The organism is Cryobacterium sp. SO1 (genome assembly GCF_004210215.2).
Classification (GTDB): Bacteria; Actinomycetota; Actinomycetes; order Actinomycetales; family Microbacteriaceae; genus Cryobacterium.
Window position 1 is genome coordinate 2451668 of record NZ_CP067394.1, and the last position, 15871, is coordinate 2467538.

Annotated in this window: 16 protein-coding genes; 3 read left to right on the forward strand and 13 right to left on the reverse strand. The window is 64.0% G+C overall.

The window, feature by feature from the left end; genetic code table 11:
- Window positions 1–110: 110 nt before the first annotated feature.
- On the reverse strand, window positions 111–608 hold the full coding sequence (locus BJQ95_RS11570; RefSeq protein ID WP_205750238.1) for a CGNR zinc finger domain-containing protein: 498 nt from the start codon (window positions 606–608) through the stop codon (window positions 111–113).
- Window positions 609–695: 87 nt separating this feature from the next.
- On the opposite strand from BJQ95_RS11570, the gene BJQ95_RS11575 reads away from it, so the two are divergent.
- Both BJQ95_RS11575 and BJQ95_RS11580 read left to right on the forward strand, forming a co-directional pair.
- Window positions 696–1556, forward strand: a complete 861-nt coding sequence (locus BJQ95_RS11575) for an alpha/beta fold hydrolase (protein ID WP_130179076.1) — start codon at window positions 696–698, stop codon at window positions 1554–1556.
- Window positions 1557–1698: 142 nt separating this feature from the next.
- On the forward strand, window positions 1699–2976 hold the full coding sequence (locus BJQ95_RS11580) for a hemolysin family protein (RefSeq protein WP_130179075.1): 1278 nt from the start codon (window positions 1699–1701) through the stop codon (window positions 2974–2976).
- A 95-nt stretch (window positions 2977–3071) separates the two neighbouring features.
- Here BJQ95_RS11580 and BJQ95_RS11585 read toward each other — a convergent pair whose 3' ends face one another.
- The 11 genes from BJQ95_RS11585 to BJQ95_RS11635 form a co-directional block, all read right to left on the reverse strand.
- The gene (locus tag BJQ95_RS11585; protein ID WP_165385021.1) at window positions 3072–3251 is read right to left on the reverse strand and encodes a hypothetical protein; all 180 of its coding nucleotides are present in this window, start codon (window positions 3249–3251) and stop codon (window positions 3072–3074) included.
- Between the two features lie 258 nt (window positions 3252–3509).
- The gene (locus BJQ95_RS11590; RefSeq protein ID WP_130179074.1) at window positions 3510–4082 is read right to left on the reverse strand and encodes a septum formation family protein; all 573 of its coding nucleotides are present in this window, start codon (window positions 4080–4082) and stop codon (window positions 3510–3512) included.
- Between the two features lie 278 nt (window positions 4083–4360).
- A complete protein-coding gene (locus BJQ95_RS11595) occupies window positions 4361–5245 on the reverse strand; it encodes a MerR family transcriptional regulator (RefSeq protein WP_240694918.1) in 885 nt (294 codons plus the stop codon).
- Between the two features lie 176 nt (window positions 5246–5421).
- Window positions 5422–6036, reverse strand: coding sequence for a DNA-binding response regulator (locus BJQ95_RS11600; protein WP_130179073.1), 615 nt, complete (start codon window positions 6034–6036; stop codon window positions 5422–5424).
- The gene (locus BJQ95_RS11605) at window positions 6033–7157 is read right to left on the reverse strand and encodes a sensor histidine kinase (protein WP_165385020.1); all 1125 of its coding nucleotides are present in this window, start codon (window positions 7155–7157) and stop codon (window positions 6033–6035) included. Before BJQ95_RS11605 ends, BJQ95_RS11600 begins: the two co-directional genes overlap by 4 nt.
- Window positions 7158–7201: 44 nt before the next feature.
- Entirely contained in the window at window positions 7202–7444 is a 243-nt protein-coding gene (locus BJQ95_RS11610; protein ID WP_130179071.1) for a hypothetical protein, read from the reverse strand.
- Window positions 7445–7572: 128 nt separating this feature from the next.
- A complete protein-coding gene (locus BJQ95_RS11615) occupies window positions 7573–8178 on the reverse strand; it encodes a hypothetical protein (protein ID WP_130179070.1) in 606 nt (201 codons plus the stop codon).
- Window positions 8175–8822 (reverse strand): hypothetical protein, encoded by a 648-nt coding sequence (locus BJQ95_RS11620; protein ID WP_130179069.1) that lies wholly within the window; start codon window positions 8820–8822, stop codon window positions 8175–8177. Before BJQ95_RS11620 ends, BJQ95_RS11615 begins: the two co-directional genes overlap by 4 nt.
- Window positions 8815–9441 (reverse strand): hypothetical protein, encoded by a 627-nt coding sequence (locus BJQ95_RS11625; protein ID WP_130179068.1) that lies wholly within the window; start codon window positions 9439–9441, stop codon window positions 8815–8817. Before BJQ95_RS11625 ends, BJQ95_RS11620 begins: the two co-directional genes overlap by 8 nt.
- Window positions 9438–10997 (reverse strand): hypothetical protein, encoded by a 1560-nt coding sequence (locus BJQ95_RS11630; RefSeq protein ID WP_130179067.1) that lies wholly within the window; start codon window positions 10995–10997, stop codon window positions 9438–9440. Before BJQ95_RS11630 ends, BJQ95_RS11625 begins: the two co-directional genes overlap by 4 nt.
- The gene (locus BJQ95_RS11635; RefSeq protein ID WP_130179066.1) at window positions 10990–11283 is read right to left on the reverse strand and encodes a hypothetical protein; all 294 of its coding nucleotides are present in this window, start codon (window positions 11281–11283) and stop codon (window positions 10990–10992) included. The genes BJQ95_RS11630 and BJQ95_RS11635 overlap by 8 nt, the downstream gene beginning before the upstream one ends.
- 169 nt (window positions 11284–11452) lie before the next feature.
- On the opposite strand from BJQ95_RS11635, the gene BJQ95_RS11640 reads away from it, so the two are divergent.
- Window positions 11453–12238: an SDR family NAD(P)-dependent oxidoreductase gene (locus tag BJQ95_RS11640; protein WP_130179065.1), complete on the forward strand. Its 786-nt coding sequence runs from the start codon at window positions 11453–11455 to the stop codon at window positions 12236–12238.
- 116 nt (window positions 12239–12354) lie between these two features.
- On the opposite strand, the gene BJQ95_RS11645 is transcribed toward BJQ95_RS11640, so the two are convergent.
- Window positions 12355–15585, reverse strand: coding sequence for an FtsK/SpoIIIE domain-containing protein (locus BJQ95_RS11645; RefSeq protein WP_165385019.1), 3231 nt, complete (start codon window positions 15583–15585; stop codon window positions 12355–12357).
- Between the last annotated feature and the right edge of the window lie 286 nt (window positions 15586–15871).

Genomic DNA, 15871 nt, shown 5'->3' on the forward strand with positions numbered 1-15871 from the left:
TTCAAGAACCCGCTTGCGGTCGAGTAGATGATCCGGCGTCATGGCTGATTCGGAGAAGTGACGTGGTTCGCCGGCATCTCGCGCGAGACACAGTTCATGAGATGACGTGATCAGGCCGACCGCGTGCGGCGTGCATAAGCGCGCGCCTTCATCCGATTGCCGCAGGTGGTCATCGAGCACCATTTCGCGCTGCCCGGGCGGCTGTGATCTACGAGGAAGAGGTTGCATTCGACGTTGGCGCATGGCCGCAAGCGGCCCGGGTGTTTCTCTACGATGTCTGACCAGGCGATAAGGACCCGGACGGCGAGCAGATCCTCTGCAGGTGCACGCACCTCCCACCTGACCCCGGCAAGAGTCACCTGGGGAGTGCGCACGACCTGGTTCAGCACGGCGGCGAGCGCAGCGACATCGGCGTCCGCCGGGTTCCGGATCACTGCGTGCAACGCCGCTCGCACCCGGCGAAGTCGAGAGACCTCAGGCGACGAGCCTGAACCTCCCAGGCGACGGGCGAAGGTGCCACCGGCAACGCCATCAAGCTCGTCGATGACCGATCCGTCGACAACCGGCGCGCTGTTCAGCACTGCCAGCAACAGGTCTTCATCGGTCACGGTCACTCTCCATCATCCATCCTGTGCACTGCGCTACACCTATGCTAGCGTCTCAATAACCACTAAAACAATCCAAGGGGGTTAATCATGGTTACTGTCCACTACAGCACTGTCTCGGTCGACGGTCTCGACGTCTTCTGGCGCGAAGCCGGTCAGACCGACGCCCCGGTACTCCTCCTGCTGCACGGATACCCGACGAGTTCGCACATGTTCCGCCACCTCATCCCGCTGCTGGCCGACCGCTACCGAGTCATCGCTCCCGATCACATCGGCTTCGGCCGCTCGTCAGCACCGTCCGTCGACAACTTCGACTACACCTTCGACGCGCTGACCGCTGTAACACAGAGGTTTCTCAAAACGATAGGCGTGCAAAAGTACACGATTTATGTGCAGGACTACGGCGCCCCGATCGGCTGGCGCCTCGCCCTCGCCGATCCCGCAGCCGTGGAGGGTGTCATCTCGCAGAATGGCAACGCCTATGAAGAGGGCTTTGTCCCCGAGTTCTGGGACGCGATCTGGGCCGACGCGGCCGAACAGACGACGGAAACACGGGATGCATTGCGTCCAGCCCTTGAGCGCACGGCCGTCGAGTGGCAATACCTTCACGGCGTCCCCGATCCCACGACCGTCGACCCCGATGCCTGGGAGCACGCCCTCGCACTTCTGGGCCGCCCGGGACTGGACCTCGTGCAGCTTGCACTCTTTAGGGACTACGTGAGCAACCGCGCACTGTACCCCGCACTTCACGAGTGGCTGCGATCATCCAGGGTGCCCGTTCTGGCGGTTTGGGGCCGGAATGACGAGATCTTCGCCGCGGCCGGCGCCGAGGCGTTCAGCCACGATGCCCCGCACGCTCGGATCGAGCTCGTCGACGGTGGCCACTTCCTCCTCGAATCCGACCTGGATCAGGTGGCTGACACTATTCTCGAGTGGCGCCAGGAGTTCTAACCGCCCCACGCCCGGGCAAACGCTAATCCGATCTCTTGCCAGATTTCTTGCCCAGGCTCGTAAAATGAAGATGTGGATGACTCTCGAAGTTGCCGCCGGGTCTCGCCTTCGGGTGGACGCGGGAGCTGACGGGGCGCCCTCTGTGGATTCAAACACGTGGATCAACGTCGGACTTGTGCTGCTGTTCGTTCTGGTCGGGGGTGTGTTCGCGGCGACGGAGATGGCCTTGGTTTCGTTGCGGGAAAGCCAACTGCATGGTCTGCGTAAACGAGGAAGCCGCGGGGCGAAAGTCGTTTCCCTCGCGCGTGACCCCAACAAATTCTTGGCGGCAGTTCAAATCGGCGTCACGGTCACGGGATTTCTCTCCGCCGCTTACGGGGCGTCTACGCTCGCGCCGGCTCTTATGCCGCCGCTCGAGGCGATCGGTCTGCCGACGGAGGCGGCGAGCGTTGTGGCGCTCATCGGGATGACATTGATGATCGCGTACCTGTCCCTGGTCTTGGGCGAGCTCGTCCCGAAACGGCTGGCGTTGCAGAGGTCTGCTGGTGTGTCCCTTGCCCTGGCTCCACCATTGCTGGTTTTTTCGGCGGTCATGCGACCGGTGATCTGGTTGCTGTCTGTCACGACGAACGCCGTCGTCAGGATCTTGGGCGGGGACCCTCACCTGAAGAATGAGGCGATGTCGGATGAGGAACTGCGCGATCTTCTGCGCGCCCACCCCGGTCTGGAGGCTGAGGAACGACGGATCCTGAGCGAGGTCCTCACGGTCACCGAGCGCACTGTCGGGGAGGTGATGCGTCACCGGGCGGACGTGACGTTCCTGACCGGCAGCCAACCGGTGTCCGACGCTGCTCTCGAGGTTCGGGCGATGCCGTATACCCGGTATCCGGTCATCGGCCGGTCGATGGACGACATCCTCGGATTCGTCCACGTCCGCGACCTCCTCGGTCCGACCGAATCCTCCACCGGCACCGTCGCAGACCTGTGCCGCCCGATCCTCTATTTTCCGGGCACGAATCGTATTCTGCCGGCAATGACCCAGCTGCGCCGAGCCGGCGTACACATCGCCGTTGTCATCGACGAACACGGGGGAACAGACGGAATCGTTACCTTGGAGGACCTCGTTGAAGAACTCGTCGGAAAGATCCGGGACGAGTACGACCCGCCGGAGCCTGAACCGCGATCCGTCGGGTCAGACGGCACATGGATCGTCGATGCAGGCTTGAACATCGAGGATTTCGCGGAACTCACCGGTGTTGAACTCGAAGATGGCCCCTACGACACAGCGGCTGGCTTCGTCACCGCACGGTTGGGCCGGCTGCCGCGCCGCGACGATATTGTTCCCGTGGGTACGCACCGGCTGAGGGTTGCCACCATCGAGGGCCTGCGCGTCACCCAGATCGAGGTGCTGTCCAGCTGAGACTCGACCACGGTGACGCGCACTCGGTTAACCCACCTGCAACGCCGCCGCTCGGTGAGGAGATAACGAATCAAGTGGCGGCTTGCGCAGACAGGTTAGGAGCTGGAGAGGGCGGCGAGGACGTCGTTGAATGCTCCATTCGCCTCTGCGAAGCGGATGGGCTTCACGTCCTCCACGAGAATCTGCTCGGCGTCAGGATGCTCCTGCAGCAGTGCCATGATCTCGTCGAGGAACTCGTCGAGCGGCATACTCTGGTCGCTGTCCTGCTGATTCATCAGCTTCGTCTGCACGCCCGGAGGGCACCAGCCATGGCTCGTGACTTGTCCACATGGCATCAATGCCGAAGTTCGTCATCCGGTTGTGAACGTCGTGCACACGAACGCCAGTGTCCACTTTGAGCTGTCGAAGTGAATAGCGCGTCATCTCAAGGTGCGGCGTCGAAGCATTCGGGTGCGAGCGAGTGACCCCACGAATCGCGAGCAGGCCTTTCTCCATGTAGTTGTTGGCGAGAACCGAGATATCCGATGCCTGCCCTAGTAGCCCGCACCTCGAAGTGACACGGTCAAGCTGTCCGAGGGGTACCAGATCAAGCAGGTGACCCTTCTGTCCGCGTGCAGGTTCCAGCTGCTCTCCGACGGATACATCGGTAGGAACTCGAACACGGAGTCTTCGTAGCGGATACCGACGAAGTCCGCGAATTCCTGTCGGCACAGAGTGTTCGCGAGCTCTTGGGTGGTGGCCTCGCCGGGATACTCAACGCCGTCGGCGCCGCCCAGCGTGACGCGTGCATACGCCTCATCGTCATGTGTTTCGGTGCAGGGAACGACGGACTCTGGACCAGTCGGACCGTCTTTCCTCACATCAACGCATTGGCCGACCTCCGGGTGGAAGAGCTGAGCGTCGGCAGGGGAACCCTCAGGAGCGGGAATCGGGAACGCTGACGGCGTGTCTGCAGGCAGGGCACGTTGCGCGGTGAATTCTTCAGCGATGTCGGGTCGCTGACCCGCGCATCCGCTCGCGCCGGCAACGAGCATCCCCGCCAGGACTGCACCGAGGGCAAGACGGCCGGCGCGTACCTTATTTTCTGAGAACACGTATCCAAACATTCAACTAGCACTCGGTCGCGCCACCCGGCGTCTCCGCGTAGCTCTGAGGACCGCATCGGCCACGAGAAGCACGATACCGCTCCCCGCCACGGGTCGGCCGAAGAAGATCAACCCGCCGGCGCCGATGTTCGCGTCATTGGCGTACGGGTCTGTGATGACCCATGCGAGCATGAGCATCGTGAAACCGATGGCGAGCAGCAGCGTTCCTGTGGTTCTGAGCCGGTCATATCGAGTCCCCTCGGGTTTCTGGCGTTCCATCCAGTGCCTGGTAGCTCTGGTCAGTTGATGGCCTTCGCGTCGAGAGCCGCTTCCAGGTCAGCGAGCAGGTCCGCTTCCTCTGTGGCGATGAGATGAGCGCGGTACAACACGTCGAGCTGAGCAGGGTTGTACAGGTCCTGAGCTACCGCGACCAGAGTGTTCTTGGTAAACGCGGTGCCGCGGGATCCCAGGGAAGCGAGATTCCTGAGCCTCGGATACTCCTCGACTGCACGACTCAGGGCTGGGGCGAGAGCCGCGCCCAGACGCTGACGGGTGGCCCGATCGGCGTCCGCCGCGAGTCGGTCGAATTCAGAACTTGATTCAGTACGCGGCTCGTCACGCATCATGCTGGCCAGTTCACTCATGGCCGAGTCGTTGGAGATCCGCGAAAAGACCATGATCATCGCGCGGTCGACCGGAGAAAGATCGACCGCGACATCACTGAACTGCACCGGGAGTTCCGGGGGCGCTTTGTGCCGGAGGATCAGCGCGAGTTCGCCGCGGGCGCGTTGCAGGCGTTGGATCGTTGCCTCAAGCTCGGCATCCAGCACAACGATCGCACCGTCGGCGTAGTCGTCGGCGTGACCAAGGGCGGAGATCTGCGCTAACGGCACCCCGAGCCCCGCGAGCCGCGTGATCTGCAGCAGGCGCAGGAGGTGGGCAACTGCGTACTGTTTGTACCCATTCGACTTTCGCTCCGGCATGTCAAGGAGTCCGACCTTGTGATAGTGCCTGACGGATTTGATTGTTGTGCCCGCGAGTTCCGCAAGTTGGCTAGTGCTCCATGCCACGCTGTTTTCTCCGTTCTGTGAGCGCACCCGACCATGCGTGCCGTCCGCTTCCATGGACGCCGCCTTCTGCGCTCCCAGTTCGGGGAACACCATCGCCGCGACGAGACCTGTCATACCTCTAATTGCACTCGACCCTGCGCTCTGGCTGTAGTACCGCCGTGTCACCGAGATCTATGACACAGCGTCACTACCGGGCGACACCGATGCTCGCCTTCTGACGTTCGACTCGGCTCGCTGTTCGCCTCATCTGCACTCGGGCGTCTCCGGCCGATCGGGACGCCACCCTGTGGTTAGAGCCAGCCGCGTTCTCGGGATAGTCGGGCGGCGTCGTAGCGAGTGGAGGTCCCGGTCTTCTGCATGCTGCTCGAGAGGTAGTTGCGAACCGTGCCCGATGCCAGATGCAGCCGCTTGGCAATGTCCTTCACTGAGTACCCGTCGCTCGTCTGGCGGAGGACGTCGAGCTCGCGGTCGGTGAGCGGATTGTCGTCGACGACGGAAGCCTCAAGCACATCATGTGCGATCCACCGCCCGCCCTCGTGCAGATGCCGGATGACGTCGGCGATTTCTTCAGGGTCGGCCGCCTTGCTCATGAACCCGCGCACTCCGAGCTTGAGGGCACGACGGAGGACACCTGGTCGGGCGTGGCGGGTGAGCATGAGGATCGTCTGCGTCGGCAGGTCACGCAGGATCACTTCGACGGCCTCGAGCCCGTCCATGCGGGGCATTTCGAGGTCGATGACGAGCACGTGTGGCCGGCATCGCAGAGTCGCTTCGACGGCTGCGGCTCCGTCTTCTGCCTCGGCAACGACCTCGATCGCGCCGTTGAGGGGAAGCAGGGCTGCCATCGCCGATCGGAGCAGTTGCTCGTCGTCCGCGAGCACAACACTGATCTTGTCGCCCGTCATCGTGGTGCTCCCCCGGCTTCCGCGGCTTCGGCGGTCGGGCGAGGTGCATCGATACTGTCTTCGGCATCGAGGGTCGCCCAGACGGCAAATCGACCGGTCGACCGGCGGGTATGGAGTTCGCCGCCAGCGAGCTCGATGCGTGCACGCAGGCGGGCGAGTCCCCTCAACTCGGACTCGTGGCCGTCGGCGACTCCGTCGTTCTCTACCTCGACACGACCCGGCGACACCATGATCAACACGATGCGCGGGCTGGCATGGCGCAGCAGATTCGTCGTGGCCTCGCGCAGCAGGTGTGAAAGCAGCGGATGAACCGCGACCGCGGGACCGCTGTTCTGACGCACCTGAACGTCGATCCCCACGGCTTCGCAGAGCCGCCGGGCGTTTTCGAGTTCGGCCGGAAACTCGATCTCATGCCGGGCGTATGCCAGTTCCCTGGTCTTCCGGATCGTGTCGTCGACGAGCCGGCGGATCTCACCGAGTTCGCTCTGGGCCCGGTCCGGGTCGATCACAACGAGCCGCTGCGCGAGCACAGTTTTCAGTTTGATGACGTGCAGGGTGTGTCCTTGGATATCGTGTAGATCACCGGCGAACCGCATTCGCTCGTGAGCGATCCCAAGCTCTGCCTCGGCTTGTTTTGCCCGTTCAAGACGGCGAACGACCAGCCACGACCGTTCGCTCACAGCGACGACACCGGCGATGAAGAGTGAGCCGGCGATGGGCAGGAGGATATACGAGTCGACGAGGTCCAGCGCAGGCGGACGTGTGGTGAGAGCTGCGGCACCGACGAGCCCGACGCCGAGAGAAAACGCGATGGTCATGAGTAGCCGATGATTCGGCAGCCGCGCCACCATCAGCGCACCGATGAGCGAAAACGGAACGAAACCCACCGGACCAGCCAGGGTCAGGGCTCCGACCAGCCAGGCGCCCCCAGTGTAGATCAGAACAAAGATGACGCGGCGCGGGTATCCATCGAGGCTCCATTCCTTCAACACGATAAGGAAGACGAGGAGTCCAGCAACGACGATGAGCCCTTCCCACCAGGACTGGGCAGTGAGTACAACCCCGACAACGCTCAGAGGGGCGATCGCGACGATCGCAGTGAGCATCGCAATCAGACGCATGCGTCGCATTGTCGCTGCGTCTCCGGTCCCGCTATCTTTGTTGGTCACATCCGGCTCTCTGATTTTTTGCGCTTCAGCGCCGCCATTACCGGTACTTTGACCGCGAGCGCCACCACGACCATGGCAAGGGCAACGAACTGGATGCCCTCATTCTGGAGGAAGATATCCGAGATGGTATCGGGCAAGGATGCGAGTACCCCAGTGTTGTTTCGTAGCCCGAAGTAGGCGATGAAGATTGTGGCGGAGAGCGCGGTGATTGCGTTGAGGGCGAGATTGAGAAGTTTCATAATCTGCAACTCTCCCCGCCGCCCGGTTTTCACGGTAGTGACACCGTGTCATGGATCCAGGTGACGCTGTTAAGGCAGAGCCACCGGTCAGTTCGACGCCCCGCCGGCCAGACCGGCGCGAAAAGAAGTCAGGACGTCCACTGGAGCGTGCCGATATGAGCATCGAACAGCCGCACAAGCAGATCGGCAAAGGCACCGACCGGATCACCATCTCCAATGGTGATGAAACTGAAGATCAGCCAGCAGCCAACGTCTCCGGGAGCGGATACCGTGTAGGTGACCTGACGGCCGGGCGCGAGGGCGAGCGGCTCTTCGGTGTGCTGATCCGGATACGCCACTGTCTCTTCACGGAGGGCCAGCTGTCCGCCGACGTCGATACGCCGTGCCTGGCCGAGAGAGTGGCGCTCAATAGAATCGAGCATTGCCTCCGGGTCACCCTCGGGCTGGCCGTCCCGGAACTCCGCAACACTGTACGAAGCGGGGATGACCACCTCGCCCATCCGCTGGGTTGGCAAGCACAGCTCGGCGGCTCCGGCGTGCCGTGCCTGCTCGACGAGCCGGCTGAAATGCCTGTGCAGTTCGTTCCGGAACGGCGTGACACTGTCGCGTGGCAACTCGGCAGGAAAGGCCCGGAAGGTCAGCTCGTCGATCCGACGATCGACATCAACGCTTGCATCGGGTGCCAACGAGAGCGTCTCCCAGCCGGGGATGCCAATCAGGGAGTAGGCCGTCATGAAGCCACCGGCACAGCAGGCTGGGGTACGACAGGGCGCACGGATCCCAGAAGTTCGAGGATCGCATCGGCCGCCTCGGGGATGATTCCGAGATCGAATGTTCGAACCGCGACGACGATGTCGTGCTCCCAGGCCCGGCGAGCCACCGTGAGACTGGCCACGATCGACTCGCCAGGCAGGTCATCCAACCTGAGCACCGAAATGCCGTCATCGAACTCGGCGGGCAGGGTCTCCACTGTTGGCGGACGGACTGATCCAGGGTCCAGTGCCCCCGCGACCTCGAACAGATAGTCGGGATCGTCGCGCAGCTGCGGCGTGACACGCAGCGTGGCCAGGATCGGGTCGGTGGCAGGCAGCCCAGTTGCAAGGAACGTCTCGACACCGGGCGCGCTTCGCGAGATCTCGATGCAGGCATCCACGAGCACGTCCAGGTCTGCATCACGATCCGTGACCGAATCCTGCCCGGCCGGGAGGTTCAGATCCGACCGACGCACCGCCTGTTCGCGGAGCACGGCTTTGATCTGCTGCCTGGTCTCCGCGTCGTCGTGCACCGCGGCCGCATTCTTGCCGCTCGATCGCGCTGGGAGGTGGAACCAGCTGGTCAACCCTGGGGTGAGCATCAGGGTCGTGGCAGTGTCACTCATCGTCGTCCTCCCGTCGTTCGGGCAGCTCGCCACTCTCGTCGCCGACGTCCGGCTTCCGCACCGTCGGGCGTTGGACCTGCCAGTTCGTCAGCGAATCGTTGGATGTGACGGAAGCGCCTGCACGCAGAGTCGGAGAAAGAAGTCGCACTTCACGCTTGTCTCCACCCACTTCGGGCAGGACGGTGCGCGTGAAGTGGATCTCCGGTGTCGGAGCCCACGGGGTCGGCCGGGCATCCCGGTCCTTCAGCACTGTCGCGGGCGGCGGAGGAACCGGCGGCGGCTGCGCCGGCCCCATCATCTGTTCGGCAACCTGCGCGATCACGTCAGACGGCACCGCTGGCGGGGTGAAACCGAGATTCCGCATCCGATCCACGAAGTCCTGCTCAGGGAAGATGCCGTACGTTTCTGCATAATACGCGAGCGATGCAGGCCAGACCCATTCGCCGTCGCAGTGGTATCGCAGCGGCACAACGAGGGAACGCGCGGGGTCCAGTTCATCCTCTCCCCAGCCAGGCGCGGCAAACACAACGGTTCCGGCGGTGAGGTAGTCGATGACTCTCGCAGCCTCACGCGGGTCGAGGTCCTGATCCCGGCGAACGGGGGTCGCGGTGAACTTCATGAGGACACACTCCAACTTTGGGGCAGGTGAGTCCGCCACGACCCCGCGGGGAACTTGGAGCTCACGAAATCAAAATCCTTTGCTATGTACCACGAATCAGGTACGAAGGGATGGATAATATGGGTCGCTCCGTCGCTCCTGACAAAAGGAGAGCCCTTCGGGGCAACCACCACGGTATCCATATGGTTTGCGAACTGCGTTGCGAAGCCTCCGCCTCTTGTGCCCGTATTGCAGGAGATCAGGGTTATGTGGCTGAAGTTCTTCGCTGCCGGATCCATCCGGATGAGGGTCGCAAGGTGGGAGGCGCTCAAGTTCCAGTTGCCGATATGTACCAAATCAGAACTGCCGTGCACGAACACGTTGTAGGAGTTGGGAGACAGGTCCATCTTCGCCGCGCCGGCGATGTGCCCCGCGTCTTTGACGGGGTCCATGAAGTGTCTCCCGTTTGTGCCCACAGCACGGCTGTTGTTCCAGATGGCCTGGAGCACTGGGTGCAGGATGGGTGGTGCGTCCGGCATGACGGTGTCTGGATCCCGGCGAAGTGGTGGTGAATCCAGGCGAAGTGGTGGTGAATCCAGGCGAAGTGGTGGTGCGTCCGTCATCTCAGTGTCGGGCCCGAATCTCCGAGGGAAGTCCGGAACAGGTGCGCCATCCGGAGTGGCGCGGGCGGCCTTTGCGGCATTCGCCGCGGCCTTGGCCGCGCTCCGAACCATCAGGAGCATTACGCCACCGCCGATGAGCAACCCGGCGATAGCGAATCCCAGGTCGGCCAGGCTTCCGCCCCCCAGGCCGAGGAGAGCCGCCTGCGCCGCAACTTCGACTGCCACGAGCGCAAGCTCGATGCCCGCGATGGCCATCAGAACGGCCGCGCCCAAGCCCGGAATCAGCAGCGCGATGACCGCCAAAGCCATGCCGATCACCATCAGGACTTGCGTGAGGATCTGGAGGAATTTCACGAACCACGCCTTGATGCGGTCGCCGGTGGTGTCGGTCAAGCCGTCGTCGAATCCCGCCCGGATAGTCTTCGCCGCCCGACTTCCGGCGGCGTTGAGCTCGGCCAACACCGAGCCGAGCTTCGCTTTGGCCGCTAGGAGGTCCTCTACGGAGATGTCCTGGCGTCGGGAATTCTCGGTGTTCGCCGCCTCATCCTCCGCCGACAGGGTACCGTCCTCTGGCGCGATGATGTCCGGCACTGCAGATGCTGCCCGGCCTCGTCCGTCGGCCTCCACAGCGTCATCAAGGGCGTCGGCCGAACCTTGCAGACCGATTTCGATCGCGGGCAGGAAGCCGGTCACGGCGTCCACAACGTGCTGGTACCGGCCGACGACCTTGTGCAGGTCCTCCGACACCTCGCGGGCCGACTCTCGAAGCGCGTCAGCGTATTGTCCTTTCAGGACATCGCCGCCCGCGATCTTCTCGAGAGTCGCGGCCTCGAGCTCCAGTACCTGCGCGAACTTGCGGTACTGGCTGGCACGCGCCTCAACCGCAAACGTATCCGCGGTGACCGGATCCCCGTCCTGATCCAGCAGTTCCCACTGGCCGGGGCGCTTAGGCACTGCCGCCACCGTCCGGGCTCAGTATTTCGGTCAACTGCTTGTCGACCTCCGGCCACGTCTGGCAGCCTTCGTCGACTTTGTCGCCGAGGCTCTTAATGCCCTTGAGCATCTTCTCGCGATGAACCCGCCAGTTCTCGACGAATTCGGTCATCGCTTCGCGAACATCGTCCTGGCCCCAGATGTCGCGCTCGCTGTCCATGGTCTCTTTAGCGTTGTCGAGCTCGTCATGAATCGCTCTCAGATTCGCGTTCGTGTCGTCAAGAGTCGCGTCGACCAGAATATCCACTGGAATCCCCCCGCCTGAATCAAAATGCAGCGTCTTGTCGTTATGGATGCGTGGTCAGCACGCGGGCATCCACTCTGCGCAATAATGCTGGTCGGAACGCTAACACACGTTCATCCGATAGTCCCCTTAACGGGGGTGTCGCGATAGCGGCGGTCCCTACACTGAGGACATGATTCAGCCCCTCACCAGCACTCCCATCGGCCTGCTCACCAACAAAGTTGTTTTCATCACCGGCGCCAGCCGCGGCATCGGCGAGGCCGCCGCTCGGCTCTTCGCGCGGGAGGGAGCCGCCGTCGTGCTGGCCGCCCGCGGCAGGGAGGCCCTCAACCGCATCGTCTCCGATATCCGCGCTGAGGGAGGAGTCGCGGACGCGGTCACCTTGGACCTCGCCGATCGTGCGAGTATTCTCGCCGCCGTTGACCGCGTCGATGAACTTCATGGCCGGCTCGACGGAGCCTTCAACAACGGTGCAATCGCACCGAAGCAGATCGGACTGCTTGACACCGTCACCGAGGAAGACATCGATGAGCAGTTCGCTGTGAACTTCCGCTCACACTGGACCGCAATGAACGCCGAAGCCGCGCTGATGCGCCGCGGCAGCGGTGGGGCGATCGTCAATACCTCGAGCATCGGCAGCCGCCGCGCGAACCCGGTCCTGCCCGCGTACGGTGCAATGAAAAGGGCGCTCAACAGCATCACCGAAACCGCCGCGGTCAGTTGGGCCGGTGCCGGTATCCGGGTCAACGGCATCACCCCAGGCGCAACTACCACCCAGATGATGGTCACGTTCGAGGCAGAGGTCCCCGGTATCGTCGATCAAATCACCGCTTCGATACCGCTTGGACGCCTGGCCGAACCTCACCAGATCGCTGAAGTAGCCGCATGGCTGCTCAGCGACCGGGCCTCCTACGTGACAGGGGCAATCGTGCCGGTCGACGGCGGCGCCGGCGCCTGAGCCGCATCAGCCTCACCAGGAGGAACCCGCGGTCGGACGACGCGCACCGCACCGGGCAACAGGGGCCTCAGCAGCCATCCGAATGCCGACCCCCCCGCCATGAACGAGCGCCGCACTCACAGGACCGGTACTTCGGAAACGGTGGGAACGAGGACGGTCACCAACTCCCCTGATCCGAGGTGGACGAGGGCGCGGCCCAGGGTGATCTGCGACGAAATGGACGAGCGTGGCACCCGAACGCCGACGAGGTCGCCGTCCAGCGCCGTTTGAGGGCTGAGGAGCGCGCCGCGACGGTTCTTCTTCGCGTCAATCTGCCATCCGGAGAACCCGCCGGCGATCTGGCTCGCGTCGCCCGCGATGACGAGCGCGCGGCGGTTGTCAGATGCAGAGCGGATGTAGGCGCGCAGCCACGCTTTTGCGGGGGCTTCGGCGAGAAGCTCAGCATCGTCGATGAGAAAAGCCACATCCTTGCCGTCCGGGTCGAGCAACGGGGCGAGGACGCTCTCCTCGACCTCCTCTTCGGCGAGGACAGCGCGAACACCGGGGCGTCCCTCGAGTCGGCGCAGCGGACTGACCCGGGGTGCGGCGATCACCAGCTCCGTGCCCGAGCGGAGAAGGGATTGCGCCATGACGAGGAGCATCGTGCTGCGGCCCGACCGCGCTGGTCCGGCGATGATGAATGTCGGAGCGTCACCGGCGAGGTCCATACCGATTGCCCCTATCTGGTCGCCGCCGATCCCCAGCATCGCCCACATCGGGCGAGCGGCCTCCGTTCCCGCGTAGGCGTAGGCACCATCAAGGTCGATTTCGGAGGGCAGATCGTCGACGCGGAATGGACCGCCAGGGACGGCGGGCGCGGCGGCGCGCATGGCTGCTGCAGCGCGCCTCACCGCTTCGGTCTGTCCGCGGCCCGACGGATCGCTTCCCAGCACTGCGGCCTGCACCTCGCGCCCGCTGCGGGACCGGAAGCCACGCCCTGGGGGAATCTCCTCGGGCAGGGTGCGGTGGTTGATCCCCGCCATGCCGAAATCGAGCCGATCGGTGAGCCGCAAGAGGAGCATCTCATCGGTCAGCACGCCCATCCGGCTCGACAACAGGCTGCGGTCTCCCGCGATGACAAGGTGGATGCCGGCACTCGCACCATCGCGCAGCAACTCGTGCACGATATCGACGAGGACGCCGCCCTCAATCTCGCCGAGGGTGCTGACGAAGCTCTCCCACCGGTCGATGAACACGATCACGTGAGGCAGGGCTTCGCCGGGTGCGGCATGCTCCCTTTGCTCGGTGACATTGGCGTTGTTGCCCGCCCCGAGCACCTGCTGCCGACGGCCCAGATCGCCGCGCAGCCTCAGGAGCAAGCGTTTGGCGCGGTCGGTCTGGCTCCGCTGCACCACGGCACCCGAATGGGGTAACTCATCGAGCACGGCAAGAGCCCCGTTACCGCAGTCGAGTGCGTAGAGGTGGAGATCGGTGACGGCGAGCCGGGATGCCGCGCTGACCGCCATCGTTCGGAGAACACTCGATCGGCCAGATCCCGGAGCGCCGACCACATACATGTGGCCGAAGTCATCCAGATCGATGACCGCAGGACCCTGATGCTGGGCAGTGGGTTCATCTTCCTGGCCCCACGCAAACGCGGAAGGCGCCTCGGGGGTCGCGAGGGACTCGCGGTCGATGAGTGGCGGCAAAGGCTGCAACCATGGGCTGCGAGGACGCGCGATGCCGGCGCGTTCGGCTGCGTCGACCAGCGTGTCGACGATGGCGGACAGGTCGGTTTCGTCGGCGACCCGGCGCTTGGCCACCTTCGGACGCGGGACCGGAGCGCCGAGTGTCGTGGGTGAGAGTCGCGCGACGAAGAGCGGCTCGATTTCGGCGACCTCGCTCCGGCTGAGCCGGCGGCCGCCGACGCGAGCGGTCTGGAAGGGAATCAGGGATGCGTGGCCGAGGCGGGCGTAGGCGCGACCCGGCTGCGTCTTGGCTATCCGAGCAGCATCCGGGGCGTCGATGACATCGCTCGACTCACTCTTGTCGGTCATGCGCAGAGCAATGCGCAGGTTCGTGTTCGCCCGAATCTCCGGGGAGATGACGCCGGAGGGTCGTTGGGTCGCGAGAATGAGGTGGATACCGAGTGAGCGGCCGCGCTGCGCGATGTTCACGAGACCCGAGACGAAGTCGGGAAGTTCTTTCGCCATCGCGGCGAACTCGTCGATGACAATTGCGAGCCGCGGGAGGGTCGGGCCCGCATATCCCCTGAGCTGTGCGTCCAGATAGTCCTCGAGGTCTTTGGCTTCAGCCAGCGCCAGCACATGCTCACGGTAGGTGAGCTCAGCACGGAGCGAATCCAGCGCCCGCTCCACGAGGTGGGAGTCAAGATCCGTGACCATGCCGACAGTGTGAGGCAGGCGCGCGCATTCGCTGAACGCGGCGCCTCCCTTGTAGTCGACGAGCACGAACGTCATCGTCTCCGGCGTGTTCACGATGGCGAGCGACGCGACGACGGTCTGCAGGAACTCCGACTTGCCCGAACCTGTGGTTCCTGCGACGAGCGCATGCGGGCCGTCGCGTACAAGGTCGAGCGAGAACGGCCCATCAATGGAGATTCCGACCACTGCCTCGGTCGATCCGCGCGCAGACTGCCAGCGCGACGCGATGTCCTCGGCGCTCATCTCCTCCAGAGCGAGAACCTCGACGAGCCTGGCAGAGTCGGGAATGAGGCCTTCAGATTCCGACACGGTGACGTCTCGAATGGGGGCCATTGCCCGTGCAATCTCCTCGAACCATTCATCCCGCACCTCGTCGACAAGGATTTCGCTGACCTCGTCCGCATTGTGTCGCTTCAACCTCATGCCGCCCTCGGCGCGTGCCAGCACAACAGCCGTGCACTCTTCGGGTAGTTGCTGCTCGTCACCGTCCAGACAGATGACGCTCACTCCGACTCCCGGACCGTCCCGAAGAATACCGACGACCCCGGGGAGAGCACGGAGTCGCCGCGCACCGTCGAGAACAACCACGAGATCCGGAGTGAACACCGATTCCCGCGTTGACGCATCACCCTGCGCAGACCGTCGCTCAGCGATGATCGTCGACAGCTCGGACACGCGGGCCGAAATCGTATCCGCTGTGGCGCCGATAAGCGCCAGCGCGTCCTGCCCAAGGGCCGGACGAACGTGCGGCAGCCATGCGGTCCACGCCCAGGCCTCAACGCTCTCAGACGCGGCAAGCACATAGATCTGCACATCCCGCGGGCTTTGCATCACGCCGAGTTGGCCAACGATCCAGCGCGCACGGCGCCGCGGCCAGTCCCCCGGTCCGGCGATGCCCAGGACCCCGGTCTCCCGCAGCGACACAGTGACGGGTACTGAGCTCATCACACCGTTGGAGCGGCGGCGGTGCTCCGGCTCCGCGAGATCATCGAGTACAACGCGGCTTGGCGCACTCGCCAGACCCAGACGCACCTCGAGGTGGTCCGGGTCCGCGATCCGACGTTCCCACAGACGCCTGGTCGGCGTCGTCGCGATCAGACTGAGTTCTGCCGGACCAGGGCTGGTGGTGCGGCGACGGTGCTGCTCTTTCCGCACAGCGTCCCGCACCTCCGCTTCGAGCGCCGCGCGTTCATCCGCGTGCTCCTGAACC